27 protein-coding genes and 1 pseudogene are annotated in these 25,752 nt (G+C 71.1%); 15 read left to right on the top strand and 13 right to left on the bottom strand.

What is annotated here, in order from left to right:
* Nucleotides 1–20: 20 nt before the first annotated feature.
* Both ACFVYN_RS26440 and ACFVYN_RS26435 read right to left on the bottom strand, forming a co-directional pair.
* Nucleotides 21–503 (bottom strand): GNAT family N-acetyltransferase, encoded by a 483-nt coding sequence (locus ACFVYN_RS26440; RefSeq protein WP_390002454.1) that lies wholly within the window; start codon nucleotides 501–503, stop codon nucleotides 21–23.
* Nucleotides 504–554: 51 nt separating this feature from the next.
* Entirely contained in the window at nucleotides 555–728 is a 174-nt protein-coding gene (locus ACFVYN_RS26435) for a hypothetical protein (RefSeq protein WP_007386357.1), read from the bottom strand.
* Nucleotides 729–1,111: 383 nt separating this feature from the next.
* On the opposite strand from ACFVYN_RS26435, the gene ACFVYN_RS26430 reads away from it, so the two are divergent.
* Nucleotides 1,112–1,903 (top strand): SDR family oxidoreductase, encoded by a 792-nt coding sequence (locus ACFVYN_RS26430; protein ID WP_390002452.1) that lies wholly within the window; start codon nucleotides 1,112–1,114, stop codon nucleotides 1,901–1,903.
* Nucleotides 1,904–1,924: 21 nt separating this feature from the next.
* Here ACFVYN_RS26430 and ACFVYN_RS26425 read toward each other — a convergent pair whose 3' ends face one another.
* The 4 genes and pseudogenes from ACFVYN_RS26425 to ACFVYN_RS26410 all read right to left on the bottom strand — a co-directional run.
* Nucleotides 1,925–2,146 (bottom strand): hypothetical protein, encoded by a 222-nt coding sequence (locus tag ACFVYN_RS26425; RefSeq protein ID WP_390002451.1) that lies wholly within the window; start codon nucleotides 2,144–2,146, stop codon nucleotides 1,925–1,927.
* A 73-nt stretch (nucleotides 2,147–2,219) separates the two neighbouring features.
* Complete coding sequence (locus ACFVYN_RS26420; protein ID WP_390002449.1) at nucleotides 2,220–3,740, bottom strand: SDR family NAD(P)-dependent oxidoreductase; 1,521 nt, start codon at nucleotides 3,738–3,740, stop codon at nucleotides 2,220–2,222.
* 103 nt (nucleotides 3,741–3,843) lie between these two features.
* The gene (locus tag ACFVYN_RS26415) at nucleotides 3,844–5,172 is read right to left on the bottom strand and encodes a wax ester/triacylglycerol synthase family O-acyltransferase (RefSeq protein ID WP_390002447.1); all 1,329 of its coding nucleotides are present in this window, start codon (nucleotides 5,170–5,172) and stop codon (nucleotides 3,844–3,846) included.
* A 161-nt stretch (nucleotides 5,173–5,333) separates the two neighbouring features.
* Nucleotides 5,334–5,513, bottom strand: a pseudogene (locus ACFVYN_RS26410) (hypothetical protein); the annotation flags it as partial.
* Between the two features lie 75 nt (nucleotides 5,514–5,588).
* Here ACFVYN_RS26410 and ACFVYN_RS26405 point away from each other — a divergent pair.
* Complete coding sequence (locus ACFVYN_RS26405) at nucleotides 5,589–5,972, top strand: hypothetical protein (protein ID WP_390002445.1); 384 nt, start codon at nucleotides 5,589–5,591, stop codon at nucleotides 5,970–5,972.
* Between the two features lie 129 nt (nucleotides 5,973–6,101).
* Here ACFVYN_RS26405 and glgC read toward each other — a convergent pair whose 3' ends face one another.
* From glgC to ACFVYN_RS26390, 3 genes are read right to left on the bottom strand one after another with little or no spacing between them, the layout of a single operon-like run.
* The gene (gene glgC / locus ACFVYN_RS26400) at nucleotides 6,102–7,322 is read right to left on the bottom strand and encodes a glucose-1-phosphate adenylyltransferase (RefSeq protein ID WP_390002443.1); all 1,221 of its coding nucleotides are present in this window, start codon (nucleotides 7,320–7,322) and stop codon (nucleotides 6,102–6,104) included.
* A 51-nt stretch (nucleotides 7,323–7,373) separates the two neighbouring features.
* On the bottom strand, nucleotides 7,374–8,537 hold the full coding sequence (glgA, locus tag ACFVYN_RS26395; protein WP_390002441.1) for a glycogen synthase: 1,164 nt from the start codon (nucleotides 8,535–8,537) through the stop codon (nucleotides 7,374–7,376).
* Nucleotides 8,538–8,575: 38 nt separating this feature from the next.
* Nucleotides 8,576–9,322 (bottom strand): (2Fe-2S)-binding protein, encoded by a 747-nt coding sequence (locus ACFVYN_RS26390; RefSeq protein WP_390002516.1) that lies wholly within the window; start codon nucleotides 9,320–9,322, stop codon nucleotides 8,576–8,578.
* Nucleotides 9,323–9,532: 210 nt separating this feature from the next.
* On the opposite strand from ACFVYN_RS26390, the gene ACFVYN_RS26385 reads away from it, so the two are divergent.
* Nucleotides 9,533–10,666: a DMT family transporter gene (locus ACFVYN_RS26385; RefSeq protein ID WP_390002439.1), complete on the top strand. Its 1,134-nt coding sequence runs from the start codon at nucleotides 9,533–9,535 to the stop codon at nucleotides 10,664–10,666.
* On the opposite strand, the gene ACFVYN_RS26380 is transcribed toward ACFVYN_RS26385, so the two are convergent.
* Nucleotides 10,656–11,825 carry a transglycosylase family protein gene (locus tag ACFVYN_RS26380; protein ID WP_390002437.1) on the bottom strand — a complete coding sequence of 390 codons (1,170 nt, stop codon included), beginning with the start codon at nucleotides 11,823–11,825 and terminating at the stop codon, nucleotides 10,656–10,658. The two genes, ACFVYN_RS26385 and ACFVYN_RS26380, sit on opposite strands and share 11 nt — an antisense overlap.
* A gap of 270 nt (nucleotides 11,826–12,095) precedes the next feature.
* Between ACFVYN_RS26380 and gndA the strand changes: the two genes are divergently transcribed.
* Nucleotides 12,096–13,535, top strand: a complete 1,440-nt coding sequence (gndA, locus tag ACFVYN_RS26375) for an NADP-dependent phosphogluconate dehydrogenase (protein WP_390002435.1) — start codon at nucleotides 12,096–12,098, stop codon at nucleotides 13,533–13,535.
* A 380-nt stretch (nucleotides 13,536–13,915) separates the two neighbouring features.
* Here the strand turns inward: gndA and ACFVYN_RS26370 are convergent, their stop codons facing one another.
* Nucleotides 13,916–14,266, bottom strand: coding sequence for a GNAT family N-acetyltransferase (locus tag ACFVYN_RS26370; RefSeq protein WP_390002433.1), 351 nt, complete (start codon nucleotides 14,264–14,266; stop codon nucleotides 13,916–13,918).
* 34 nt (nucleotides 14,267–14,300) lie between these two features.
* On the bottom strand, nucleotides 14,301–14,720 hold the full coding sequence (panD, locus tag ACFVYN_RS26365; RefSeq protein WP_390002432.1) for an aspartate 1-decarboxylase: 420 nt from the start codon (nucleotides 14,718–14,720) through the stop codon (nucleotides 14,301–14,303).
* A gap of 200 nt (nucleotides 14,721–14,920) precedes the next feature.
* On the opposite strand from panD, the gene ACFVYN_RS26360 reads away from it, so the two are divergent.
* The 10 genes from ACFVYN_RS26360 (at nucleotide 14,921) to ACFVYN_RS26315 (ending at nucleotide 22,635) form a co-directional block, all read left to right on the top strand.
* A complete protein-coding gene (locus ACFVYN_RS26360; protein ID WP_390002430.1) occupies nucleotides 14,921–15,631 on the top strand; it encodes a YqjF family protein in 711 nt (236 codons plus the stop codon).
* Nucleotides 15,628–16,239 (top strand): hypothetical protein, encoded by a 612-nt coding sequence (locus ACFVYN_RS26355; protein ID WP_390002428.1) that lies wholly within the window; start codon nucleotides 15,628–15,630, stop codon nucleotides 16,237–16,239. Before ACFVYN_RS26360 ends, ACFVYN_RS26355 begins: the two co-directional genes overlap by 4 nt.
* Before the next feature lie 47 nt (nucleotides 16,240–16,286).
* Nucleotides 16,287–16,667 carry a hypothetical protein gene (locus tag ACFVYN_RS26350; RefSeq protein WP_390002426.1) on the top strand — a complete coding sequence of 127 codons (381 nt, stop codon included), beginning with the start codon at nucleotides 16,287–16,289 and terminating at the stop codon, nucleotides 16,665–16,667.
* Between the two features lie 53 nt (nucleotides 16,668–16,720).
* Entirely contained in the window at nucleotides 16,721–16,888 is a 168-nt protein-coding gene (locus ACFVYN_RS26345) for a hypothetical protein (protein WP_390002424.1), read from the top strand.
* Between the two features lie 171 nt (nucleotides 16,889–17,059).
* A complete protein-coding gene (gene ctaD / locus ACFVYN_RS26340) occupies nucleotides 17,060–18,763 on the top strand; it encodes a cytochrome c oxidase subunit I (RefSeq protein WP_390002422.1) in 1,704 nt (567 codons plus the stop codon).
* Nucleotides 18,764–18,786: 23 nt separating this feature from the next.
* Nucleotides 18,787–19,290: a DUF2243 domain-containing protein gene (locus tag ACFVYN_RS26335; RefSeq protein ID WP_390002421.1), complete on the top strand. Its 504-nt coding sequence runs from the start codon at nucleotides 18,787–18,789 to the stop codon at nucleotides 19,288–19,290.
* Nucleotides 19,287–20,162, top strand: a complete 876-nt coding sequence (locus tag ACFVYN_RS26330) for a cytochrome c oxidase assembly protein (RefSeq protein ID WP_390002419.1) — start codon at nucleotides 19,287–19,289, stop codon at nucleotides 20,160–20,162. Before ACFVYN_RS26335 ends, ACFVYN_RS26330 begins: the two co-directional genes overlap by 4 nt.
* Entirely contained in the window at nucleotides 20,159–20,731 is a 573-nt protein-coding gene (locus ACFVYN_RS26325; RefSeq protein WP_390002417.1) for a hypothetical protein, read from the top strand. Before ACFVYN_RS26330 ends, ACFVYN_RS26325 begins: the two co-directional genes overlap by 4 nt.
* A 130-nt stretch (nucleotides 20,732–20,861) precedes the next feature.
* Nucleotides 20,862–22,064 carry a hypothetical protein gene (locus ACFVYN_RS26320; RefSeq protein ID WP_390002415.1) on the top strand — a complete coding sequence of 401 codons (1,203 nt, stop codon included), beginning with the start codon at nucleotides 20,862–20,864 and terminating at the stop codon, nucleotides 22,062–22,064.
* Nucleotide 22,065: 1 nt separating this feature from the next.
* Nucleotides 22,066–22,635 (top strand): hemerythrin domain-containing protein, encoded by a 570-nt coding sequence (locus tag ACFVYN_RS26315; RefSeq protein WP_390002414.1) that lies wholly within the window; start codon nucleotides 22,066–22,068, stop codon nucleotides 22,633–22,635.
* A gap of 92 nt (nucleotides 22,636–22,727) precedes the next feature.
* On the opposite strand, the gene ACFVYN_RS26310 is transcribed toward ACFVYN_RS26315, so the two are convergent.
* Nucleotides 22,728–24,614, bottom strand: coding sequence for an ABC transporter ATP-binding protein (locus ACFVYN_RS26310; RefSeq protein WP_390002514.1), 1,887 nt, complete (start codon nucleotides 24,612–24,614; stop codon nucleotides 22,728–22,730).
* 150 nt (nucleotides 24,615–24,764) lie between these two features.
* On the opposite strand from ACFVYN_RS26310, the gene ACFVYN_RS26305 reads away from it, so the two are divergent.
* Nucleotides 24,765–25,739, top strand: coding sequence for a YbhN family protein (locus ACFVYN_RS26305; protein ID WP_390002412.1), 975 nt, complete (start codon nucleotides 24,765–24,767; stop codon nucleotides 25,737–25,739).
* The last annotated feature ends 13 nt before the right edge of the window (nucleotides 25,740–25,752 follow it).

Raw genomic sequence — 25,752 nt, 5'->3', positions numbered from 1 at the left:
ACACCGGGACCGGAGGCGGACTACAGGGCCCTGTACATGATGTGCAGGCCGACCGGTCCGTGCCGGGGGTGGTCGAAGGCGTCCGGCACGGTGCCGAGGACCGTGAAGCCGAGCGAAGTCCACAGCCGCACGGCCGGGTTGGTCTCCACGACGGCGTTGAACACCATGCCCCGGTACCCGTCGGCCGCGGCGGCGGCCAGGATGTGCTCGGCGAGGGCGCGGCCGTAACCGCGGCCGCCCCGGTCCGGGTCGACCATGAAGCCGGCGTTGGCGATCCGGGCGGCGGGACCGCCGTAGTTGGGGGTCACATAGGCCGAGGCGACGAGGGTGCCGGTCTCGTCCTCGACGACGTGGACGCGCTTGGCGGGGTGCATCCACAGGTCGCGCGCGGCTTGTTCGGAGGTGTCCGGGTCCCAGGCGTAGGTCTCGCCCGCGGCGACGATCCGGTGCCAGAACGGCCAGATCCGTGGCCAGTCGTCGGCCACGGCTTCTCTGATCAGCATGGGCGTGAGTCTCGCACGCCCATGCCGTCGGCGATCGCGAAGGTCCTGCGGTCAGTCCACGCTGGGCAGGATGTGGGGCTCTGCGAGGTCGTCCTCGTAGCCCGCGAGCCGGATGGGGGCGGAGCGCGCCCACACGTCGAGGCTGCCGATGTCCCCGGGCCTGCGGCCCGCACGCTCCGGGCGTTCCTTGGGGCGTTGCTCGCGATTCGTCTTTTCCGGTGTCACCGCGCACTCCTTATGTGTCGGGCTCACCCTCGGGACGTACCTGTTCAACCTACGGTCCGTGCCTGGGCGTCCGCTCGTGTCTGGGTCGAGATCGGGTCGGACGCGGTGGCGCCGGCAACTCAGTGAGAGCAGGCCGTGGTGACCGGCTTGTCCCGGGACGGACTATGGGTGTGGGTGGGACCCCGTACTGCCGTCCGTCCGCTACAGATTAACCAGATGAGCGGGGGCGCGCTCGATAGGGGATGAAAACAAGGTGTAACCATTGCAATTCCCTGCGTTGCTCCCCCCACTTTCTGGGCTGTTTGCCCCTTCGTGCCCTTTTCCGAAGTCACCCGATCGGCCTACGTCTGTTTCCTGACGGCCCGTCATGAGACGGTACGGCGATGACGTCGTCGTACGGACTGCACGGCAGGGGCGCCCTGGTGACCGGCGGGACCCGCGGCATCGGGCACGAGGTCGCGCGGCAACTGGCCGAGGCCGGGGCACTGGTGTGCGTCACTGCCAGGGACCGGGAGGACGTCCGGCGGGCCGCCGCCGGGCTCGGCGGCATCGGGCTCGCGGGCAGCGTCGCCGATCCGGCCCACCTGCGCGCGCTGGCGGACCTCGCGCTGCGCGAGTTCGGCCGGATCGACATAGTGGTCAACAACGCGGCGACGAACCAGCCGTACGGCCCCCTCATGGACGTGGATCCCCAGGCCTGGCGTGAGGCCTTCACCGTCAACGTCGAGGCACCGCTGCGACTGGTGCAGGAGGTGTGGCGGGGGTGGATGCGGGAGCACGGCGGCGCGGTGGTCAACATCTGCACGGAGGGCGCCGGGCACGTGGGCCCGAACGTCGGCGCGTACGGCACCGGCAAGGCGGCGCTGCTTCACCTCACGCAGCAGCTGGCGGGCGAGCTGGCGCCGAAGGTGCGGGTCAACTCCGTCTCGCCCGGTCTCGTCCGCACGGAGATGGCGCGGTTCGTGTGGGAGCAGGGTCCCGTCGAGCTGCCGTTGGGCCGTATCGGCGAGCCCGAGGACATCGCGCGGGCCGTGGTGTGGCTCGCGTCCGACGCGGCCGCGTGGATCACCGGGGCGGATCTGCTGGTGGACGGGGGGACGCGGGTGCGGGCGGCGCACGCCGGGGCGTACGCCGTCCACGATCGTCTTCGCTCGTCCACGCCACCGCTGCCGTGACCGCACCTCGTCACGGATCGCTCACGGAAGCGCGAAGACCCAGGCGATGACCACCAGGGCGATGAACACGATCAGTACCACTGTGGCCAGCCTGCCCCGGTGTGAGGTGGCGCCACCGCGGGGCCGGTCCTCGGGCAGAGTGGCGTCGTGGGGGCGGTCGCCCGAGTAGAACTCCTCGTCGCTGGGATAGACGTTGCGCGGATCACTGTGCGCGCGTGGATCGATACCGTGCTGATCGCTCATGAGAACCTCCCGTGCGCTGTCCCACGGCGCCCGGGTTCCCGGCGCGGACCAGGCCACACGCGCGATCAGCGGCTCACCACTTCCCGGGCGCGTAGTCCTTCAGGAAGACCCCGTACACGTCCTCGCCGGCCTCACCGCGCACGATCGGGTCGTAGACGCGGGCCGCGCCGTCGACCAGGTCCAGGGGGGCGTGGAAGCCCTCCTCGGCGAGGCGGAGCTTGTCGAAGTGGGGGCGCTCGTCGGTGATCCAGCCGGTGTCGACCGAGGTCATGAGGATGCCGTCGCTCTGGAACATCTCCTGGGCGCTGGTCCGCGTGACCATGTTCATGGCGGCCTTGGCGGCGTTGGTGTTGGGGTGGCCGGCGCCCTTGTAGCCGCGGCCGAAGACGCCCTCCATCGCCGAGACGTTCACGACGTAGGAGCGTCCGCTCCCGGCCTTCTTCGCGGCGTCGGCCATGGCCGGGCGCAGGGCGCTGATCAGGATGAACGGTGCCGTGTAGTTGCACAGCTGGGTTTCGAGGAGCTCCACCGGGGAGATCTGCTCGATGGTCTGGACCCAGGTGTTGCTGTCGACGACGTCGGGGACGAGGCCGCCCGCGTCGATGGCGGTGCCGTCGAGGTGCCGGGCCACGCTGGCGTTGCCCGCGACCAGGGCGAGGTCGGCGACCTGCTGGGCGTCGAGGCCGGAGATCCCGGCGGGCAGGGAGGCCAGTCCGTCGACCGCACCGGACCCGAAGGCGCCGATGACGTGGTGGGCAGGGAGTTCACCGGCGGGCAGCGGGGCGCTCTCGCCGTCGACCAACGCGGCGTAGGCGGAGGGCAGCCGCCGTACGGTCTGGGTGGCGTTGTTGACGAGGATGTCGAGGGGGCCCGCCTCGGCGACCTGCTCGGCGAGGGCCACGGCCTGGGCCGGGTCGCGCAGGTCGATGCCGACGACCTCCAGGCGGTGGATCCAGTCCCCGGAGTCGTCCATGGCCTTGAAGCGGCGGATGGCGTCCTTGGGGAAACGGGTGGTGATCGTGGTGTGCGCGCCGTCGCGCAGCAGCCGGAGCGCGATGTACATGCCGATCTTGGCGCGGCCGCCGGTGAGCAGGGCGCGCTTGCCGGTGAGGTCGGCGCGGACGTCGCGCTTGGCGCGGTTCAGGGCGGCGCAGTCCGGACAGAGCTGGTGGTAGAAGTAGTCGACCTCGACGTACCGGGTCTTGCAGGTGTAGCAGGAGCGCGGGCGCTGGAGTATCCCCGCGACCCGGCCCTCCTCGGTCACCGACCTCGGCAGGATGCCCTCGGTCTCGTCGTCGATGCGCTGGGCGGAGCCGGTCGCCGTGGCCTCCGTGACCGCCTTGTCGTGGGCGGTCTTGGCGGCCCGGCGCTCCTGCCTGCGGCGCTGCTTCACGGTGCGGTAGACCGCGGCGGTGGCCCGGCGCACGGCGATCGCGTCGGGGTGGTCGACCTCCAGCGTGTCGAGCTCCTCGAGCACGCCGAGACAGACGGCCAGCCGCTCCGGGTCGATGCCGGGGCCGTATACGACCTCGTCACCGGGCTCGTGCACGACCTCGTCCATGGTCGTCGCCGAGCCGTCCTCTGTCACCGTCATCGCGCTGCCGTTTCCCTGGTCACCCGTGCGGCTGTGGCCGCGTCCGCTGGTCGAACGCGAAATTTTACTTCAGGGCCGGGCCCCACCCGCACATCGGAAACGATCAAGAACCGCAGGCGACCAGCAGTTCCTGCACCTCCTCACGCAGCGCTCGCGCCAGCAGGTCCAGGTCGGGCACCGCTTCCCCGTCGGCGACGAGGCCGTAGTGGACCTGTCCCCGGTACGTCGAGATGGCGACCGCGAGGGACTGGCCGCGGGCGAGCGGGGCGAACGGGTAGACCTCGGTGACCGGGTTGCCGCCGAGCTTCAGGCCGACGCCGGGCAGCGGGACGCTGGTGACGAGGATGTCGAACCACAGCCGGGCGCCCTGACCGGCCAGGGGCCCGCCGAGTCGGTGGCCGAGGGCCGGGACGTGGTCGGCGAGCAGGGCGACCGCTCCCGCGCCCCGGTTGGAGCCCGCGTCCTTGTTGCGGTTCATGGCCGTGCGGACCGTGTCGAGGCGGCCCAGCGGGTCGGGGTCGTCGACCGGAAGCCTCATCAGATACCCGGAGAGCCGGTTGCCCTGGGGGTGCGCGGTGCGCGGGCGACGCCTGGAGACGGGGATCAGGGCACGGGGGGTCACGCCCTCGCTGCCGTCGCCGCGCTCGTCCAGCCAGCGGCGCAGGGCGCCCGCGACGACCGCGATCAGGACGTCGTTGACGGTGCCGCCGCGGCTCTTGCGGACGATGTGCACGTCGTCGAGGTCGACGACGACTCCGGCGGTGCGCCGGGTACCGCTCGGCTCGGAGACGAGAGCCTCGGAGGAGCGCACGCCCAGGGAGGACAGGGCGACGGACGCACCGATGTCGAGGGCGCGGCCCAGGTCAAAGACGGCACCCCGGACCAGCTCGGGCAGCCTGCGCACGTCCGGGAGAAGGCTCTTCGCGGGCTCCTCGGGACGAGGTTTGCGTACGGGCAGGTCCATCGGGTCCAGGACGGCGGCGGCGAGCGTCAGTGCCCGCAGTCCGTCGGCCAGGGCGTGGTGGAACTTGAAGAGCACGGCGAAGGAGACGCCGTCCTCCCCCGGCAGCACGTGCGCCTCCCAGGGCGGCCGCTCACGGTCCAGCGGCCGCTGCATGAGCCGGCCGGCCTCGCTGTGGAAGTCCGTCGTCGGGGCGTGCAGCAGGACGTGCCGGAGCGGGTCGAAGTCGGGGTCGGGGACGCGGGCGGCGCCCCCGAAGGCGTACGGGAAGCCGAGCGGCCACACGTCCCGGATCCGCATCCGCAGGCCGGGCACGGCGGCGGCCCGGCCCGCGAGCAGGTCGGCCGCGTGGGCGCCGGCGGTGGGTGAGTGCGCCGTGAAGACGCCGAGCGCGCCGAGGTGCATCGGGTGCTCGGCGGACTCCATGTTCCAGAACGCCAGGTCGAGAGGTGCCAGCAGGTCAGATGTCAATGGCTTGCCTCGCGTCGACAACGGGTGGGCCAGTCAGTCAATCGCCCTCCGGCGATTACGGTCAAGTACGATCAAGCTACGCACAGTTAACAGCAGATTAAGTCCCACCCCTGGGGAAAGGGGCGGGACACATGGTGTTGATGTGGTTCATCCGTGGGTCATCAGCACCCTGCCGGAGTCGCCCGGGACGCGTCCCGGATGAGGGCCCGGTGCGAGGCCCGGACCCGTTCGACGTCCGGTTCGAGGACCTCGCGGTCGTAGGTGAGCAGCCCGTTCAGCTCACCCTCGACGTCCGAGATCTGGGTGTAGACGGCGCCGTTGCCGCCGCGGCACAAGTGCGCCAGCGCATGCCGTCGGCCCGCCCCGCGCGGACAATGGGCACAAGAACCCTCCTCTGCCGGAAGAAGGCGACGGAGATGCCGAAGGTTTCCCGTGACACGGCCACCCAGGGCGGCGACTTCGGGGCGGTCGTCGACCGCGCCGAGGAGTTCGGCGACTACACGGTCGACTTCCTGACATTCCGCGAGGACGTCGACCACCGGCCCCTGCTCAAGGGGCTGCCCGACGACCGCTGCCAGTGCCCGCACTGGGGCTACGTCTTCCGGGGCGAACTCACCTTCCACTTCGCGGACCACGACGAGGTGTACCACGAGGGCGACGCGTTCTACGCCCCCGCGGGGCATGTGCCCGTCCACACCGAACCGGGCAGCGAGTATCTGCAGATCAGTCCCTCGGACGAGCTGCGCAGGACCAGTGAAGTGATCATGAAGAACTTCCAGTCCCTGCGAGGACAGGACTGACCCGGCGGACGGCCGGCTTCGCCCGGCCGAGCCGGCGAGTGACGGCAACGCCGCTGGGACACCCGCTCGAGGAGTGGGCGCCGACCCCCTCGATGCCCCGGACGCAGGCCTGACCCGCCGGACGGGCCCCTAGGACACCAGCTGCCCCTTCCCGAGCGCGATCACCCCGCCCTTGGACACGGTGTACAGCTCAGCGTCCCGCTCCGGGTTCACGCCGATCGTGGCGCCCGGCGGGACCTCGACGTTCTTGTCGAGGACGGCGCCGCGGACCACCGCGCCCCGCCCGATCTTGACGTTGTCGTGCAGCACCGAGCCCTGGACCACGGCCCCCGGGTCGACCAGGACGCCGGGTGAGAGCACGGACCGGGTGACCTGGCCCCGGATCAGGCAGCCCGCGCTGATGATGGACTCGCTGGCGATGCCGCCGGAGTTGAAGCGGGCCGGGGAGAGCTGGCCGGAGTGGGTGTAGATGGGCCACTGCCGGTTGTAGAGGTTGAAGGCCGGGCGCTCGGCGATCAGGTCCATATGGGCGTCGTAATAGGCGTCCAGGGTGCCGACGTCCCGCCAGTAGCCCTGGTCACGGGTGGTCTCACCCGGTACGTGGTTGGCGCTGAAGTCGTAGAGCTGGGCCTCGCCGCGGTCGGTGAGCTGCGGGAGGATCGAGCCGCCCATGTCGTGCACGGAGTGCTCGTCCTCGGAGTCCCGCTGGAGCGCCTCGATCAGGGCCTTGGTGGTGAAGATGTAGTTGCCCATGGAGGCGAACACGCGCTCCGGGTCGTCCGTGAGGCCGGGCGGGTCGGCGGGCTTCTCCAGGAAGCGTTCCACCGTGAGGCCGTCCGAGCCCGGGGAGATCACCCCGAACGACGGGGACTCGGAGCGCGGGACGCGGATCCCGGCCACCGTGACGCCCGCGCCGGACTCGATGTGCTGCGCGAGCATCTGGCGCGGGTCCATGCGGTACACGTGGTCCGCGCCGAAGACCGCGACGTACTCGGGGCGCTCGTCGTAGAGCAGGTTCAGGGACTGCAGGATCGCGTCCGCGCTGCCCAGGTACCAGCGCGGTCCGAGGCGCTGCTGGGCGGGCACCGGCGTGATGTAGTTGCCCAACAGGCTCGACATCCGCCAGGTGGTCGTGATGTGCCGGTCCAGCGAGTGCGACTTGTACTGCGTGAGCACGCAGATGCGCAGGATGTCGGCGTTGACGAGGTTGGACAGGACGAAGTCGACCAGCCGGTACGTGCCTCCGAAGGTGACCGCCGGCTTGGCGCGGTCTGTGGTCAAGGGCATCAGGCGTTTGCCCTCTCCGCCCGCGAGTACGATGCCGAGCACCGAAGGTCCGCCACGACGCATGGCCGCTCCCCTCACCCTGGTTGATCCATCACTGCCCTTGTGCGGGGTCTACTACGCCTGTTTGACGATCTCCTCGTACAACCGGACCGTACGCCGGGCGACCGCGTCCCAGCCGAACTCGCCCACCGCGCGCTCCCGGCCCGCCTCGCCCATCCGGCGTGCCGTCGCCGGATCGCCGATCACCGAGTCGAGTGCCCCGGCGAGGGCCGTCTCGAACGCGTCGTCCACGGTCACGAGCAGTCCCGTCCTGCCGTCGTCCACGACCTCGGGGATACCGCCGACCCGCGAGGCCACCACGGGAGTGCCGCAGGCCATCGCCTCCAGGTTGACGATGCCGAGGGGTTCGTACACCGACGGGCAGACGAACACGGCCGCATGGGTCAGCAGCTGGATCACCTCGGGGCGCGGCAGCATCTGCGGGATCCAGTACACGCCCTCACGGACCCGGCTCAGTTCCTCGAAGAGCTCGCGGAACTCCCGGTCGATCTCGGGAGTGTCCGGGGCGCCCGCGCACAGCACGACCTGCGCGGCCGGATCGATGTCCCGCACCGCGCGCAACAGGTGCGGTACGCCCTTCTGGCGGGTGATGCGGCCGACGAACAGCACGAACGGGCGATCGCGGTCAAGGCCGATGCGGTCCAGTACCTCGGTGCCGTGGTCGGGCCGGTACAGGGCGGTGTCGATGCCGTTGTGCACGATGTGGACCTTGGCCGGATCCAGCGCCGGGTAGCAGCCGAGGATGTCCTCGCGCATGGCTCCCGACACGGCGATCACCGCGTCGGCGGACTCGATCGCGGTGCGCTCGGCCCAGCTGGACAGCGCGTACCCGCCGCCGAGCTGCTCGGCCTTCCAGGGGCGCAGGGGCTCCAGGGAGTGGGCGGTCATCACGTGCGGGATGCCGTGCAGCAGCTTGCCGAGGTGGCCGGCGAGGTTGGCGTACCAGGTGTGGGAGTGGACCAGTTCGCGGTCTTCGAGGCCCGCGGCCATGGAGAGGTCCACGGAGAAGGTGCGCAGCGCGTCGTTGGCGGTGTCCAGCGCGGACCAGGGCCGGTGCCGGATCACGCCCGCGGCCCGCTCCTTCAGGGAGACCTCCCCCCAGCAGTGCACGTCGAGGTCGACGAGGGACCTCAGCTCGCGGGAAAGGAACTCGACATGGACACCCGCGCCGCCGTACACGTCCGGCGGGTACTCCCGGGTCAGCAGGCCCACACGCACCCGGTACCCCCTTCTCAGCGGCTGATCGGCTTTCATGGTCACCCAGATGCGCCGCGCGGGGAAGAGCGCGGGGCTCGTGTGAAGCAACAGTCACCGCACACCCCGCCTCCCGGCAACCGGTAGTACAGGCAGCAGGAGCGGCGGCGGAGGGTGGTGCCGTCGAGCGTGCCGGTGAGCAGAGGGTGGGCGAGGAGCCCTGCCGTGAGGTCGCGGGTGCGCGCGGAGACGTCCGGGCGGTGGGCCAGCAGCTGACGGGCGGCGCCCGCGAGCGCCGAGGCGGCGTTGCCCCACAGCAGTCCGGTGGCGAGCCGGTACTCGGCGTGCAGCGCCGCCGTGAGCGGTTCGAGGTGGCCGTGCAGCACGACATCGGCGACGGTCTCGGCGTCGCCCGGCAGCGGCTCGACCTCATCCAGCCACAGGTCGCCGGGGGCGCTCGCGGCGGGGTCCCAGTGCAACCGCCGGGGCGCGAGGTCGGGAATCCGGCCGTACACGGCCGCGCAGCCGAGCGCCACCGACCACAGCCGGGCCGCGAGGCCCTGGTGGGCGATGGAGGCGGCGATCCGGGGCTCGGGAGCACGCAGGGCGCCAGCGACCTTCTGGACCCGATAAGTCAGTGCATTTCCGTAAACATCCGATCCCCGATTCTCGTAGACTTGTGCGAGGGTCGGCAGCGCCGGACGTGATGTCGCGGCAGTGCCGCCGATCGTGCGTAGTACGAAGAAGGCGCCGAGCGGTCGCAGCGCCGTGAGATCAGGGTCCAGGTCCACGACCAGCAGTAGTACCAGGGCCCGTAGGGGTACCCCTCAGGGGGCCTCCACCCCGTGTCACCCGCCTTGGGGAGGACACGGACCCCTTTGTACTCCATCGGCAGTAGGACCCATTGCGTGCTCAGGTACGACGACGGGAAGAACTTTTCCCGGCATCGTGTTGGTCATGGAAGACGACCGTTCGTCGCGCCGGGCAGCCAGCCCCCGCTTCACGCAGAGGAGCAGCTCATGAGTGCCCTCGCGTTGTCCGTGCTCCTCTCCCTCGTCTCCGCCGTCGCCTACGCGGGCGGAGCGATCGTGCAGGAGCAGGTCGCGGTGTCGCACCCCGACGAGCAGTACGCGCCGCTGCGCCGGCCGAGCTGGTGGGCGGCGGTCGCGCTGAACGGCCTCGGTGGACTGCTGCACGTGGTGGCGCTCGCCTACGGGCCGCTCAGCCTGGTCCAGCCGCTGGGCGCCCTGACGATCGTGTTCGCGCTGCCGATGGCCGCGCTGTTCGTCGGCCGCAGGGCCGGCGCCACCGCCTGGCGGGGCGCGATCATGGCGACGGTGGGTCTGGCCGGTCTGCTCTCCCTGGTGGGAACCTCCGACGCGCACTCGCTGAGCACGCCGCAGCGGGTGTTCGCCGGGCTGGTGACGGCCGCCGCGGTGGTCGCGCTGATGATCGCGGGCCGGGCCGCGCACCGGCACCCGGTGGTGCGCAGCGTGCTGCTCGCGACCGCGTCCGGCATAGCGTTCGGCATGTCCTCGGTGTTCACGAAGACCGTCGCCGTCGACTGGGACGGCGGCGTGTCGGCGGCGGAGGTGCCCTCGCTGGCCGCGATCGCCGTCCTGGCCACCGCCGGACTGATGCTGTCGCAGGCCTCCTACCGCGGCGCCGGTCTCGCGGCCCCGCTGGCGACACTGACGGTCGTGAACCCGGTGGTGGCGGCGGTGGTCGGCATCACGATGTTCGGAGAAACCTTCCGCTACGGCACCACGGGCACCGCGCTCGCCCTGAGCTGCGGTGTGGTGGCGGCGGGCGGACTGATCCTGCTGACGACGGAGCGGATCCAGCGCACCCACGCCGAGCCGTCGCAGGCCGCGGTCCTCGACGACGAGGACGTGTTCGTCCCGGCGCCCGCCGAGGAACCGGCCGATGCTCTCGTGCGCGAGGGCGTGTTCGTCGAGCAGGTCGCCGCCCTGCGCGAGGAGTTGCTGATGCCGGCCCCCGCCGCGCCCCAGACGGCGCCGGGGGACGGCTCGTCCGAAGAGGAGCTCCCGGACCCGGGCGGCGAGCCCCCGGCGTACTACGGCCCCTTCTACGGCGCCGCGTACATCCCGATGCCGGTCCTGGACCGGCACCGCACCCGTGTCAAATCCTGATGCCGCCGGCCCGGAGATACGCCACCGGGTCGATGTCCGAACCGAAGCCGGGCCCCGTCCGCACCTCGAAGTGCAGATGCGGGCCCGTGCTGTTGCCGGTGGAACCCGAACGGCCTATACGCTGCCCGCCGCCCACCGACTGTCCCGCCTTCACGGAGATCGCGGACAGGTGGGCGTACTGCGTGTAGCGGCCGTCGGCGTGCCGGATCACCACCTGGTAGCCGAAGGAGCCGCCCCACCCCGAGGTGACGACCTTCCCGGCCGCGACCGCCTTCACGGACGTCCCGGTGGGCACCGCGAAGTCGACGCCGGTGTGATAGCCCTTCGACCAGGCGGAGCCCGCCTTGCGGTACGGGGTGCCGAGGGCGGCGTGCACGGGGGCCACCAGGCCGGTGTCCGCGGCCTTCTCGGTCTTCTCGGTCCTCTTGCGGGTGTCGGAGGACGTCTTCTTCGTCGAGGTGTGGCCGGTGGTGGTCGGCGTGGTGGCGGTGGCCCGTAGTTCCAGCCGCTGGCCGGGCAGGATCAGGTCGGGATCGGCCCCGACCGTCTGCCGGTTGGCGGCGTACAGCCCCCGCCAGCCGCCCCGGACCTTGTGCGCGTCGGCGATCGCGGAGAGCGAGTCGCCCCGGACCACGGTGTACATCTGGGCGGACCCGGCCCGCGACTGCGGGGTGGTCTGCGGCTGGACGTCCCGCACGGAGGCGGTCTTCTCGGTGAGCGGCTGGACGCCCTGGCCGGAGGACGTCTTCCTCGTCGGCGGCTGGATGTCCGGGGTGGAGCCCCCGCGCGTCAGCCCGGCCCGCACCGAGCACGCCGGCCAGGCGCCCGGTCCCTGTCCGTCCAGCACCTTCTCGGCCACGGCGATCTGCTGGTCCCTGGTGGCCAGATCCGCTCGCCCCGCGTACCGGGCGCCGCCGTACGCCTCCCAGGTGGACTGGGTGAACTGGAGCCCGCCGTAATAGCCGTTGCCCGTGTTGATACTCCAGTTGCTGCTGGACTCGCACGCGGCGACCTTGTTCCAGGTGTCCACGTCGGCGGCGTGGGCGGTGCCGGTGCCGATGAGCGGGACCGCGATGCCGACGCCGCCCGCGGTGACGGTGAGCGAGGCGCGGTTGATCCTGTTCGGCTGATACCGGCGGTGCCGGCCGCGTACGGCCATGGAGGCCTCCCCCTAAACATGCGTCAATGCGCCAGGAGGGGCAAAAGTAAGCGCGGCGAACAGGCCATGACAAGGCGGCAACCAGCCGCGTAGGGGCGCTCTTCGGACCGGTGTCCCCGGCTGAACGCAACGAGGCGCCCGAACCGTATCCCTGGTGTGCGGACACTCCTCCGACAGGCCAGGATGTCCGGTGGACGATACTGACAAGCAGGACTTGCAGCAGCGATACATGACCTACGCGATCCACAGGATCTTTTGGGAGCAGGCGGTATGAGCAACACAGCGCAGATCGGCGTCACGGGCCTCGCGGTCATGGGCCGCAACCTGGCCCGCAACTTCGCCCGCAACGGCTATACGGTCGCCCTCCACAACCGGACCGCGTCGCGCACGCACGCCCTGGTCGAGGAGTTCGGCTCCGAGGGCGACTTCATCGCGGCCGAGACCGCCAAGGAGTTCGTGGCGGCGCTGGAGCGGCCGCGGCGGCTGGTCATCATGGTGAAGGCCGGTGAGCCGACCGACGCGGTGATCCAGGAGTTCGCGCCGCTGCTCGAGCCCGGCGACATGATCATCGACGGCGGCAACGCGCACTTCGCGGACACCCGGCGCCGGGAGCGCGAACTGCGCGAGCAGGGCATCCACTTCGTGGGCATGGGGGTCTCCGGCGGCGAGGAGGGCGCGCTGCACGGCCCGAGCATCATGCCGGGCGGCCCGAAGGAGTCGTACGACTCTCTCGGCCCCATGCTGGAGAAGATCTCCGCGAAGGCCGCGGACGGGGCGCCCTGTGTGACGCACGTCGGCCCTGACGGCGCCGGGCACTTCGTGAAGATGGTCCACAACGGCATCGAGTACGCCGACATGCAACTGATCGGTGAGGCCTACCAGTTGCTGCGGGACGTGGCCGGGTACTCCCCGAGCCAGATCGCCGACATCTTCCGCACCTGGAACACGGGTCGCCTGGACTCGTACCTGATCGAGATCACGGCCGAGGTGCTCTCCCACGTGGACGAGGCGACGGGCAAGCCGTTCGTGGACGTCGTGGTGGACCAGGCGGAGCAGAAGGGCACGGGCCGCTGGACCGTGCAGATCGCCCTGGACCTGGGTGTCCCGGTGTCGGGCATCGCGGAGGCGGTCTTCGCGCGGTCCCTGTCGGGGCACGCGGAGCTGCGTGAGGCGTCCCGCGGTCTCGCCGGGCCCAAGGCGTCGCCGCTGAGCGAGTCGGAGGCGGGTGCCTTCGCCGACCGGGTCGAGCAGGCGCTGTACGCCTCGAAGATCGTGTCGTACACGCAGGGCTTCCACGAGATCGCGGCGGCCCGTGAGGAGTACGACTGGGACATCGACCTGGGTGCCGTCTCGGCGATCTGGCGCGGTGGCTGCATCATCCGCGCGGCCTTCCTGGACCGCATCCGGTCCGCCTACGACACCCGCGCGGACCTGCCGAGCCTGCTGTCCGACGACACGTTCGCGCAGGAGATCGCCGACGCCCAGGACGACTGGCGCGAGGTCCTTGTGGCGGCGACGCGGCAGGGTGTGCCGACCCCGGGCTTCGCGGCGGCGCTGGCCTACTACGACGCGCTGCGCGCCGAGCGGCTGCCCGCCGCGCTCACGCAGGGGCAGCGGGACTTCTTCGGGGCGCACACCTACCGGCGCACGGACCGGGACGGCTCGTTCCACACGCTGTGGGGCGGGGACCGGTCCGAGGTGACGGGCTGAGCGTCGTCTGAGCCCGACAGGGGAGGAGGGCCACCGTTCGGTGTCCCTCCTCCCCTGTGTTCACGTGGTCGGCGTCAGCTGAGCGGTGGCCCCGGTTCCGGGTTCGGCACCGGCTCCGGGCCCGGCGGGACCGGAGACGGTGAGGGGTCGGGGACCGGGCCCGGTCCCGGAGTCGGGTCCGGGTTCGGGGGTGACGGTGGCTCCGGAGTGGGGCCCGGCGGCGTGGGGACCGGGCCGGGGCCCGGAGTGGGGCCCGGTGGGACGGGGTCGGGGTACGGGTTGGTCATGAGGTCCTCCGGCCAGTCGGTCGACGTCGGCTCTGGACTACTCCCCCGCCTACCCTCGGGCGGCAACCGCAGTCACCCGGGTGGGCTCTCGGATCAGAAGCCCTCGGGGTGGGCCGCCAGCCAGCGCTTCGCCGCGCGGAGCAACTCCGGGCTCGCCGCAGGGGCCTCGTCGGGGTGGCGTTCGGCCCACTTGACGACGTACGGGCAGAGCGGGGCGACGGGGATGCCCTCGCGAGCCGCGATGCCGTAGAGCTCGCGGGCCAGGGAGCCCGCGATGCCCTGCCCCTCGTGGGCCGGTTCCACGAGGGTGTGGACGGGGACCAGGGCGCGCTCGGGCGATTCGAGGACGAAGTACTGGATGTGGCCGACGACTTCGCCTCCCCCGGGACCGAGGGCCTCCAGCCGCCCGGCCTGTCGGTCGTCGCGGATCTCTATGTCGCTCATGGGCACGCTCCTGGTCCGAAGGTCGTCGAGCAGGTCAGGCCGGCACCGCCTGCGGGCTGCGCTCCTGGTCCGAACCGGGCACCGGCTCGGACGGATCGGCCCCCAGAGCGACGACACGGTTGTCGCGGTCCACGTGCACGACCCGGGGTTCAAGTGCCCGCGCCTCGGCGTCGGTCACCTGAGCGTAACTGATGATGATCACCAGATCTCCGGGGTGGACGAGATGGGCGGCGGCACCGTTGATGCCGATCACCCCCGAACCGCGCTCGCCTTCGATGACGTACGTCTCCAGCCGGGCGCCGTTGGTGATGTCGACGATGTGGACGAGCTCACCGGGCAGCAGGTCGGCGGCGTCGAGGAGCTCCGCGTCGATGGTCACCGATCCCACGTAGTGCAGGTCGGCCTGGGTGACGGTGGCTCGGTGGATCTTGGACTTGAACATGGTGCGCAGCATCGGGGCACTCCTGAACGTAGGCTCCCTGCCTGCGTTTTTGCAGGTCAAGGGCTGTTGGGGGATTTTACTGCGGGTCCGGCGTCCCGCCTTCGGCCCGGCGGAGTTCGTGACCATCGCCACAGCCGGGTGGACCTCGCTGCGGCCGGGCCCTCCCCGTGGCCTGTGCGTTTCCGGCGGCTCCGGGTGGGGACCCGGCGCCCGTGGTGGCCTACGGAGCGGAACAGCGGGTGCGGGTACCGGCCTTGCGGGCCCGGTGGCTGCGGCAGACCTTCGTCCACTGGCCGTTCCGGCCGGAGGATGTGCAGGCTCTCCTGCCACCCGGACTGGTCGTGGACCAGTACGACGGGGCGGCGTGGGTGGGCTTCACGCCGTTCGTGATGGCGGACGTACGCCCGCCGGGCGTTCCCGCCTCGGCACCCTGGCTCCCGACGTTCGCCGAGACCAACCTGCGGACCTATGTGCGGCGGGAGGACGGACGGGACGGGATCTGGTTTCTGTCCATCGAGGTGGCCTGCCCGCTGATGCTGGCGGCTCGTGCCGTCGGGGCGCCGTACACGCTGGGCGACCTGCGCGTCACCACGGACGGCGACACCGTGTCGTACACGGGCTCGCGAGGGGCCGGCCGCGTCTCGTACCGTCTGGACGTGCGTCCCGGCGAGCCCCTCCAGCCGACGGAGCGGGACGTGTGGCTGACCTCGCGGTGGCGGGCGTACACCCGTCAGTTGGGGGTGGTGCTGGAGACGCCCGTGGAGCACGAGCCGTGGCCGCTGGCCGGGGCGGCCGTCGACGTGCTGGAGGAGACGCTGACCGCCGCGGTGGGCCTGCCCGCCCCGCTCGACGAACCCGTCGTGCACTACTCCCCGGGGGTCCGGCACGTCCGGCTGGGACCCTCCCGGCCCCTCTTCACATGAGCGGACGGCTGCGCTTCGACGGCTGGATCGCCGGGCTGGGCACGGCCTCCGGGACCCGTGTCGTGCTGGGGCACTGGCCACGGTCGCCGTTCGGGCCGTTCAGCGATGTGATGCTGGAGCGACCCGACGGAGAGCGGCTGCTGCTCGCCCCCACGCGGCGCACGGCGGATTTCGTCAGCGGCACTTACGTCTTCGACACCGTGCGCGTCGTCCCGGTCGACGTGCGGGTCTCCGGGCGGACCTGGAGCGTCACGGCCGGCCCGCTCGACCTGCGCTTCACGACGGGCCGCCGACGACTCCTCGGGCTGGTGCTGCGCGCGGTGCCCGGTGTGCTCGCCCGGCAGCCGGCCTGGTGCACGTTCATCTCGCTGCCCGCCCGCGTGCTGCTGCCGGGTGTGCGCACCCGTGGCAGTGCGGGTGCGGGGCGCCGGGAGTGGTACGGGGCCCGGGACCTGCGGCCGGTCCTCACGGTGTCGGGGGTCTTCGAGGGCGACGACCTCGGTGCGGCGGCGCCCGTCGTCCCGCCCGTGCGCTTCGGGTTCGGGTCCGTGGCGAGGAAACCCTCCCTCACCCGCGTCACGACCACGGTGGAGCTGGCCCCGGAGTGAGGGACGCCCGGCCGGGGGTACCCGGCCGTCCGGACAAGGAGTGGCGCATGGGCAGGACGAGCACGCGGGGCACGGCGGACACCCTCGCGGTCACGCACGGTCTCTTCAACATCGTGGGCGGTCTGTGGCCGCTGGTGCATCTGCGCAGTTTCGAGTGGGTCTTCGGTCCGAAGACGGACGTGTGGCTGCAGATGACCACGGGCGGACTGCTCGTCTCCGCGGGCGTCGCCCAGCTCGCCGCGGCCCCCGGCCCGCACGGCCCGGCCCAGGCCCGCCGCATCGGCCTCGGCACCGCCCTGACCCTGCTGGCCGTGGACCTTGTCTATGTGCCCAAGGGGCGGATCCGGCCGACGTACCTCCTCGACGCGGTGATGCAGACCGGCTGGATCGGCGCCTGGCTGCGAGCCGCCGGCGGGGAGAAGTCGTGAGCGGCGGCAAGGGCACCCGTACAACCATCACGAACCCCGAGAGGGAGGCGACCATGAGTGAGCAGACCCCGTTCCAGGCGGAGGGCGAGCGCCGGGAGACCGCGCAGGACGCCGAGCAGGAGACATCCGGCCGGCGTGACGTGCCCCGGACGACTCCCTCGCAGGCGGAGGGTGACGACACCGAGAGCACGGACGCGGAGAACGGCCCCGCCGGTACCTGAGAGGAAGGCAGCGGCCCCCGCCGGTACGTGAGTGGAAGGCAGCGGCCCCCGCCGGTACGTGAGTGGAAGGCAGCCCGCCGGGCCGTGCGAAAAGTTCGATGAATGGCCCCCGGCAGGCTGGTTACACAGCGCCCTACACGGATACTTCACGAGGCACCGTAGGGCGGGCACATGGCGACATACACCGAACCGGTCGCCCCGGCCCCGGCGGCTGAGCGCCGGAGCCGGGGCCAGGTGATCGTGTCCTGGCTGAGCACGACCGATCACAAGAAGATCGGGCACCTGTATCTGATCACGTCGTTCTGCTTCTTCCTGGTCGGCGGGGTCCTGGCCATGGCGATCCGGGCCGAACTGGCCCGGCCCGGGCTGCAGTTCCTGTCCACCGAGCAGTACAACCAGGCGTTCACGATGCACGGCACGATCATGCTGCTGCTCTTCGCCACCCCGACCTTCGCCGGGTTCGCCAACGCCATCATGCCGCTGCAGATCGGCTCCCCCGACGTCGCCTTCCCCCGGCTGAACATGTTCTCCTACTGGCTGTTCCTCTTCGGTGGCCTGATCGTGATGGGCAGCTTCCTGACCCCGCAGGGCGCCGCCGACTACGGCTGGACCGCCTACACGCCCCTGAGCGGCCCGATCCGCAGCGGCTACACCGGCGCCGACCTGTGGATCATGGGACTCGCACTGGCCGGGTTCGGCACCATCCTGGGCGCGGTCAACTTCATCACCACCATCATCTGCATGCGCGCCCCCGGCATGACCATGTTCCGCATGCCGATCTTCACCTGGAACGTGCTGCTCACCTCGGTCCTGGTGCTGCTGGCCTTCCCGGTCCTGGCGGCCGCCCTGTTCGCCCTGGAGGCCGACCGGCGCTTCGGCTCCCACGTCTTTGACGCGCAGTACGGCGGGGCGCTGTTGTGGCAGCACCTGTTCTGGTTCTTCGGGCATCCGGAGGTGTACATCCTGGCGCTGCCGTTCTTCGGGGTGATCACCGAGATCATCCCGGTGTTCTCCCGCAAACCGATCTTCGGCTATATGGGCCTGGTCGGCGCGACCATCGCCATCGCCGGCCTGTCCGTCACCGTGTGGGCGCACCACATGTTCGCCACCGGCGCGGTCCTGCTGCCGTTCTTCTCCTTCATGACCTACCTCATCGCCGTGCCCACAGGCGTGAAGTTCTTCAACTGGATCGGCACGATGTTCAGGGGCTCGCTGTCCTTCGAGCCCCCGATGCTGTGGGCGGCGGGCTTCCTGGTCACCTTCCTGTTCGGCGGTCTGACCGGGGTGATCCTGGGCTCCCCGCCGCTGGACTGGCACGTCACCGACAGCTACTTCGTGGTCGCGCACTTCCACTACGTGCTGTTCGGGACGATCGTCTTCGCGATGTTCGGGGGCTTCAGCTTCTGGTGGCCCAAGATGACCGGCACCATGCTCGACCACCGCCTGGAGAAGATCCACTTCTGGACGCTCTTCGTCGGCTTCCACACCACCTTCCTCGTCCAGCACTGGCTCGGCGCGGAGGGCATGCCCCGCCGCTACGCCGACTACCTGGCCGCCGACGGCTTCACCGCCCTGAACACCGTCTCCTCCATCGGCGCCTTCCTGCTGGGCCTGTCCACCCTGCCCTTCCTCTACAACGTGTGGAAGACCGCCAAACACGGCGAACGCATCGAGGTCGACGACCCCTGGGGCTACGGCCGCTCCCTGGAATGGGCCACCTCCTGCCCACCCCCACGCCACAACTTCACCGCCCTGCCCCGCATCCGCTCCGAATCCCCCGCCTTCGACATCCACCATCCCGAAGTCGCCCTCCACGACCAGAAACACCACTCCGGCAGGCGCGACGCCATCGACGCCGCAGGACACGAGGGCTGACAGCCCTGAGGAGGGCGGAGCCCATGAGACCCACGAGGACCTCCGACCGGCCGGACAGCGTCCCCGCCCCCCGCGTCGAGCCGCGCAGGTCGATGGCCGTGTGCGCGCTGATCGGGGCGGCGGTGACGGCCGCGGTCGACGAGATCGTCTTCCACCAGCTCCTGGGCTGGCACCACTTCTACGACCGCGCCACCACGAGCGCGGGCCTGCTCTCCGACGGGCTCCTGCACACCGCCGAACTGCTCGCCCTGTGCGCCGGGTTCTTCCTCTACGCCGATCTGCGCCGCCGCCGCTCCCTGGCGGCGGCGCACGCCTGGGCGGGCCTCTTCCTCGGCATGGGCGCCTTCCAGCTGTTCGACGGCATCGTGGACCACAAGCTGCTGCGCCTGCACCAGATCCGCTACGGCGTGGACGTCACCCCCTACGACCTGGCCTGGAACCTCGCCGGCCTGGTCCTGCTGCTCATCGGCGCGGGCCTCGCCGTGCGCGCGGCGCGGCGGCACGGTGAGGGCGAACCGGCGCAGTGACTCCCGCGCACGTCCACCCGGGGCAGGCGGGACCGGGACCGGCCGAGCTGGTCGTCAGCGCGGCCGTGCTGCTGGCGACCGTCGGCTATCTGACGGCGGCGGGGCGGCTGCGGCGGCGCGGTGACTCCTGGCCCCTGGCCCGGGACGTCTCGTTCGCGGCGGGAGGTCTGGGCACGGTCTGGGCGCTCCTGGGCGAACCGTGGGGCGGGCCGTTCACCCAGCACGTGGTACGGCATCTGGTCGTCGGCATGGCGGCCCCCCTGCTGTTCGTCGCGGCCCATCCCCTCACCCTCGCCCTGCGCGCCCTCTCCCCCGGCGCGGTACGGCGGCGCCTGGTGGCCTTCGCGCACTCCGGTGCCGTCGGGCTGCTGCTCTTCCCTCCCCTGGCGGCCGTACTGGACGTCGGCGGGGTGTGGCTGCTGTACCGCACGGAGCTGTTCGCGGCGACGGCGCACCGGCCGCTGCTGCACAGCGCGGTGCAGGTGCACATGGCGGCGGCGGGAGTGCTGTTCACCTTCGCGGTGTGCGGGCTCGACCCGATGCGCCGCCGCTGGAGTCTCGCCGTGCGCGGCGCGACCGTTCTGGCCGCCGGTACCGCGCACGCCGTGCTGGCCCGCACGCTCTACTCCCGGCCGCCGCCCGGCACCGCCTTCACCACCGCCGACCTGCATATCGGCGCCCGGTGGATGTACTACGGCGGCGACCTCGTGGAAGCGGGGCTGGCCGTGCTGATGGGGGTGGCCTGGTACGCAGGTGCCTGGCGGGCCCGGGCCCGCCGCCTGCGCCGGGGTCGCGAGGACGAGGTGGTGGACCGGCCCGGCGGGGGCACTCGGAGGCCGTCACAAACTCCCGCAACCGGAGGGGAATCATGAACACGACGACGCGGACCTCACTCGACGGTCCGACGCGGCAGAAACGGCTGGTGATCTATCTCAACGACCACCTGGCCGGCGCGACGGCGGGCGTCGAACTGGCCCGTCGCATGGCGCAGGAGCACCACGCCTCGCCCTACGGCGAGACCCTGGAGAGCCTGCGGAAGGAGATCTCCCAGGACCGGCAGGCCCTGGTACGCCTGCTCGCCGACCTCGACATCCCCGTCAGGCGCTACAAGACGTACGGGGCATGGCTGGGCGAGAAGGCCGCGCGGCTGAAGCCCAACGGCCGCCTGCTGCGCCGCTCCGGCCTCGCCCTGCTGGTCGAGCTCGAAGCGCTGCGGCTGGGAGCGCAGGGCAAGGCCTCGCTGTGGCGCGGGCTGCTCGCCGGGTCGGTACAGGACTCGCGCCTGGACGCCGACCGGCTGGAGGAGTTGCTGCGCAGGGCGGTGGGGCAGATCAAGACACTGGACTCCCTGCATGCCAGGGCCGCCACGAGCCTGCTGTTTCCCGCGATGCAGCCGCAACCGGAGTCGACGCCCACGGCGGGGACGAGCTCATCGAGCTGACCGCGTCGGCGCGGACGGCCCTCGTCCATCTGGCCGATTCCGTTCGACCATCGCCTTCACCGTTTGGTTACACCGCACCGGCACGGGTACTCGCGCGGCTCTCTTCCGGCCCACAGCCTAGGAGACCCTCATGGGCTTCAACCCCCTGGAACACCAAGGAATCCCGCTGGACCGTCAGCTGCGCAACTGGCGTGAGCTCGACGTCGAGCCTGTCGACCCCGACCACGGTGACCCGTACACCAAGTGCCGCATCATCGCGATGAACGGCATCGAGGTCGAGGCGATCCTGTTCAGCCACCAGTTCGCCCGCCACTGTCCCGACCCGGACGTCAAGCGCCAACTGGCGCAGGTCCGCTACATCGAGGCCCAGCAGCAGAAGGCCGTCAACTGGCTGCTGCCCGGCCTCGCCTCGGTCCTGGAGACGACCATCTCCTACGAGCAGGTCGCGGTCGACCTCACCGGCTGGATCGCCCGCCACGAGCCCGACCCGTATCTGAAGCAGGCGTACGAGTTCGGCGTCCTGGAGGACTTCGACCACCTGTACCGGTACGCCAACCTCTACGAGATGATCGAGCACCGCAAGGCGGAGTCGATCGTCGAGGGGCTCACGGAGGTGATGCCGGGACGGCCGACCAAGTTCCACCACCGCAACCCTGCCGACAACGTGCGCGAACCCTACGACCGTTCGACGGTCAACCCGCTCTCCCGGCTGCACGCGCTGACCATCATGGCGGCCGAGCAGCAGACCATGAACTTCTACATGAACGTCGGCCCCCAGTACATGGAGCCGATCGCCCGCCAGCTGTACCAGGAGATCGGGCTGATCGAGGAGGAGCACGTCACGCACTACGAGTCCCTGGTCGACCCGGGCGAGACGTGGTGGGAGCAGCTCGTCAACCACGAGTACAACGAGTGCTACCTCTACCACTCCTTCATGGAGCAGGAGCCCGACCCCAAGGTGAAGGCGATCTGGGAGCTCCACCTGAACATGGAGCTCGAACACCTGCGGATCGCCTGCGATCTGATGCGCCGTCACGACGGCCGTGAGCCCCAGGAGATCCTCGCTCCGGAGCTGCCGAACGTGCTGACCTTCGAGGAGAACAAGCAGTTCGTACGGGGTCTGCTGGACACCCAGATGGATCTGACCACCCTGGGCACCGGCTACGTCCGGGACGCCCACGAGCGGTTCGAGAAGATGCAGGAGCAGATCCACGGTGGCGAGGAGCCGCCCAGTGAGCGGGTGATGGCCCAGCACCGGGAGCTGTTCGGCCGTGAGTACCGCATCGAGACGGAGGGCGAGCACCCCGACTTCGCCTCCCGGGAGAGGAGCTGACATGGCCGGGATCGCGGCGAGCGACGCCGACGTCGTGGCCCTGCTGATGCGTCAGCACGGTGACATCCGCAACCTCTTCGACGAGGTGGAGCGGACGGCCGGGGACGAGCGCCGGGCGGCGTTCCGGAACCTGGTCCGGCTTCTCGCCGTCCACGAGACGGCCGAGGAAGAGGTCATCCGTCCCTTCACCCGCTCCTCCGTGCCGGACGGCGCGAAGGTGGCGGACGAGCGGCTGGCCGAGGAGCGGGAGGCGAAGGAACTGCTGTCGCGGCTCGACGGCATGGACACCGACGACCCGAAGTTCCTGCCCGAGCTCCTGACGCTGCGCCTGGACGTGATGCATCACGCTCGCGCCGAGGAGCGGTACGAGTTCAACCACATCCGCCGCCACGCGGACAAGGCACGCCTGGCCTCCATGTCCACCGCCCTGAGGGCGGCCGAGGCCATGGCCCCGACCCACCCGCACCCGGGGACCGAGTCGGCGGCCAAGAACATGGCCCTGGGGCCGGTCGCCGCTCTGGTCGACCGCACCCGGGACGCCGTACGCAAGGCCATGGGCAAGGACGGCTGACCGGCACCCTTGTCAGGCGGAACGACCCTGGGCTGTGGCTTCGGCAGTGACGGCCGCGGCTCAGGAGTCAGGTGCCCGGACGTCCCTCGGGGCTACACCGCGGTGGTCTCCGTCACTCCTTCGTCGTGCGGGGCGAACTGGGTCCGGTAGAGCTCGGCGTACCGGCCGTCGAGGGCGAGGAGTTCCTCGTGCGTGCCCCGCTCCGCGATCCGCCCGTCCTCGACCACCAGGATCAGGTCGGCCGTGCGGATGGTGGACAGACGGTGGGCGATCACGATCGCCGTCCTGCCCTCCAGCGCCTCCGTGAGCGCCTCCTGGACGGCGGCCTCCGAGGTGTTGTCCAGATGGGCGGTGGCCTCGTCGAGGATGACGACACGCTGGCGGGCCAGCAGGAGGCGGGCGATGGTCATGCGCTGGCGTTCGCCGCCGGAGAGCCGGTAGCCGCGTTCGCCGACCACGGTGTCGAGGCCGTCGGGCAGGGACCGTACGAGAGCCTCCAGGCGGGAGCGGCGCAGCGCGTCCCACAGCTCCGTCTCGGTCGCCTCCGGGCGGGCCAGCAGCAGGTTCGCGCGGACGCTGTCGTGGAAGAGGTGGCCGTCCTGGGTGACCATGCCGAGGGTGGCCCGCAGGGAACCGGCGGTCAGGTCGCGGACATCGACGCCGCCGATGCGGACGGCGCCCTCGTCGGCGTCGTAGAGCCTCGGCAGCAGTTGCGCGACGGTCGACTTGCCGGCGCCGGACGAGCCGACGAGCGCGACGGTCTGGCCGGGTTCGGCGCGGAAGGAGACGCCGTGCAGGACCTCGGCGCCGCCGCGGGTGTCGAGGGAGGCGACCTCCTCCAGGGAGGCCAGGGAGACCTTGTCGGCGGACGGGTAGCCGAAGCGGACGTCCGAGAACTCGACGGCCACCGGTCCCTCGGGCACCTCACGGGCGTCCGGCTTCTCCGCGATCAGTGGCTTCAGGTCCAGTACCTCGAAGACCCGCTCGAAGCTCACCAGAGCGCTCATCACCTCGACGCGGGCGCCGGCCAGGGCGGTGAGCGGGGCGTACATGCGGGTCAGGAGCAGCGCGAGGGAGACCACGGCGCCGGGCTCCAGGCTGCCGCGCAGGGCGAACCAGCCGCCGAGGCCGTAGACCAGGGCGAGGGCCAGGGCGGAGACCAGGGTCAGGGCGGTGATGAACACCGACTGGGCGGTGGCCGTGCGCACCCCGATGTCCGCCACCTGCCGGGCCCGGGCCGCGAATTCCACGGACTCCTGCTCCGGGCGGCCGAAGAGCTTGACCAGGGTGGCGCCGGGCGCGGAGAAGCGCTCGGTCATCCTGGTGCCCATGGCCGCGTTCAGGGTGGCCGCCTCCCGCTGCATCCTGGCCATCCTGCTGCCCATGCGCCGGGCGGGGATCACGAACACCGGGAGCAGCGCGAGCGCCAGCAGGGTGATCTGCCAGGACAGCGTGAGCATCACCACAAGGGTCAGCAGCAGGGTGACCAGGTTGCTGACCACGCCCGACAGGGTGTTGCTGAAGGCGCGCTGGGCGCCGATGACGTCGTTGTTGAGACGGGAGACCAGCGCTCCCGTACGAGTGCGTGTGAAGAACGCGACCGGCATGCGCTGCACATGATCGAACACAGCCGTGCGCAGATCGAGGATGAGTCCCTCCCCGAGCGTGGACGACAGGCGCCGGGCGAGGATGCCGAGCGCCGCCTCCGCGACCGCGATGAGGGCGATGAGCAGGGCCAGGTGTACGACCTTGCCCTCGTCGTCGCCCGACACGATCGCGTCCACGACTTTGCCGGCGAGTACGGGCGTGGCCACGGCGAGCAGCGCGGTCGCCACGCCGAGTACGACGAAGCGGGCGATACGGGTACGGTGCGGGCGGGCGAACGCGCCGATGCGGCGCAGGGTCGCGCGGGCGAACGGGCGGCGCTCCTGCTCGGCGTTCATGACACTGTGCAGCTGTGTCCAGGCTGTGGTCTCCATGCTCATGGGAGAGAACGTACGACCTCAAGCGTTCTTGAGGTCAATGACCGACCATCTTCCCTCCGCCGGAAGGACTCGATGACCGTACGTAAGGCCCTGGCCCCGCTTCCGCAACCCGCCGTTGGCGGGGCGGGGAGAACCTCTCCTGGTGTGACAGCGGTAGAACTCCCCCAGGGACGCCCTCTCCAGCGCCTCCCCGTCCGCCGTATCCGCCAGACCCTGTGTCTGGTCCCGCTCCTGCTGGTCACCGTCGTGGCGGTGCAGCACCGTTCCGTGCTCGCGGAGGGCTTCGGTCAGCTGCGGCACGCCGAGTGGCCATGGCTCCTGGTCGCGGTCGGCACCACCTGTCTGACGTGGCTCGCCGCCTCCTTCACCCGGCAGGGCGCCGTCGTGGAAGGGCTGCCCCGGCGACGGCTGCTGGCCACGCAGTTCGCGGCCGGGGCGGCCAACCATCTGCTGCCGACGGGCCTCGGCGCGAGCGCGGTCAACCTGCGGTTCATGACCGTGTGCGGGGTTCCGCTCACCCGCGCCTCGGCCGCGCTGGCCCTGTATCTGCTGGCGGAGTCGATCGGCCGGCTCACCCTGCTGACCGCGTTGTTCATCGCCTTCCCGGACGCGCTGCGGCTCGGCGCGCTGTTGCCCGGCACCGCGATGGGTCCGCTGCTGCTGGGTCTGGGCGCGGTGCTGATGGCGGCCGTGGGCGTCCTCGCCGGTGTCCGCCGGGTGCGGACGGCGGTGGGCTCCTTCCTGCGGACCGCGCTGTGCGAGGCGCGCTCGGTGCACACCCGGCCGTCCCGGGCGCTCGCCCTGTGGGGCGGTTCGCTCGCCTTCCCGGCGCTCCAGGCGGCGGGCCTTGCCGCGGTGGGGCAGGCGCTGGGGCTGTCGGTGCCGCCCGCGCACGTGGCCCTCGCCTACCTCGCGGCGACCTGTGCGGTGGCCCTGGTACCCACGCCGGGCGGGGTCGGCTCGGTGGAGGCGGCCCTGGTGGTGGCGCTGGTGGCGGCCGGTGGCCCGGCGTCCGTGGCCACGGCGGTGGTGCTCGCGTACCGGATCATGACGGTCTGGGTGCCGCTGGTGCCGGGAGCGGTGACGCTGGGTGCGCTGGTGCGGCTGAAGGTGATCTGACCGGTCACGGTTC

The sequence above is a fragment of the Streptomyces sp. NPDC058307 genome (assembly GCF_042880295.1).
In the GTDB taxonomy this organism is placed as follows: domain Bacteria; phylum Actinomycetota; class Actinomycetes; order Streptomycetales; family Streptomycetaceae; genus Streptomyces.
Note: the sequence above shows the minus strand (reverse complement) of the source record. Positions and strands in the feature narration are given on the sequence as shown.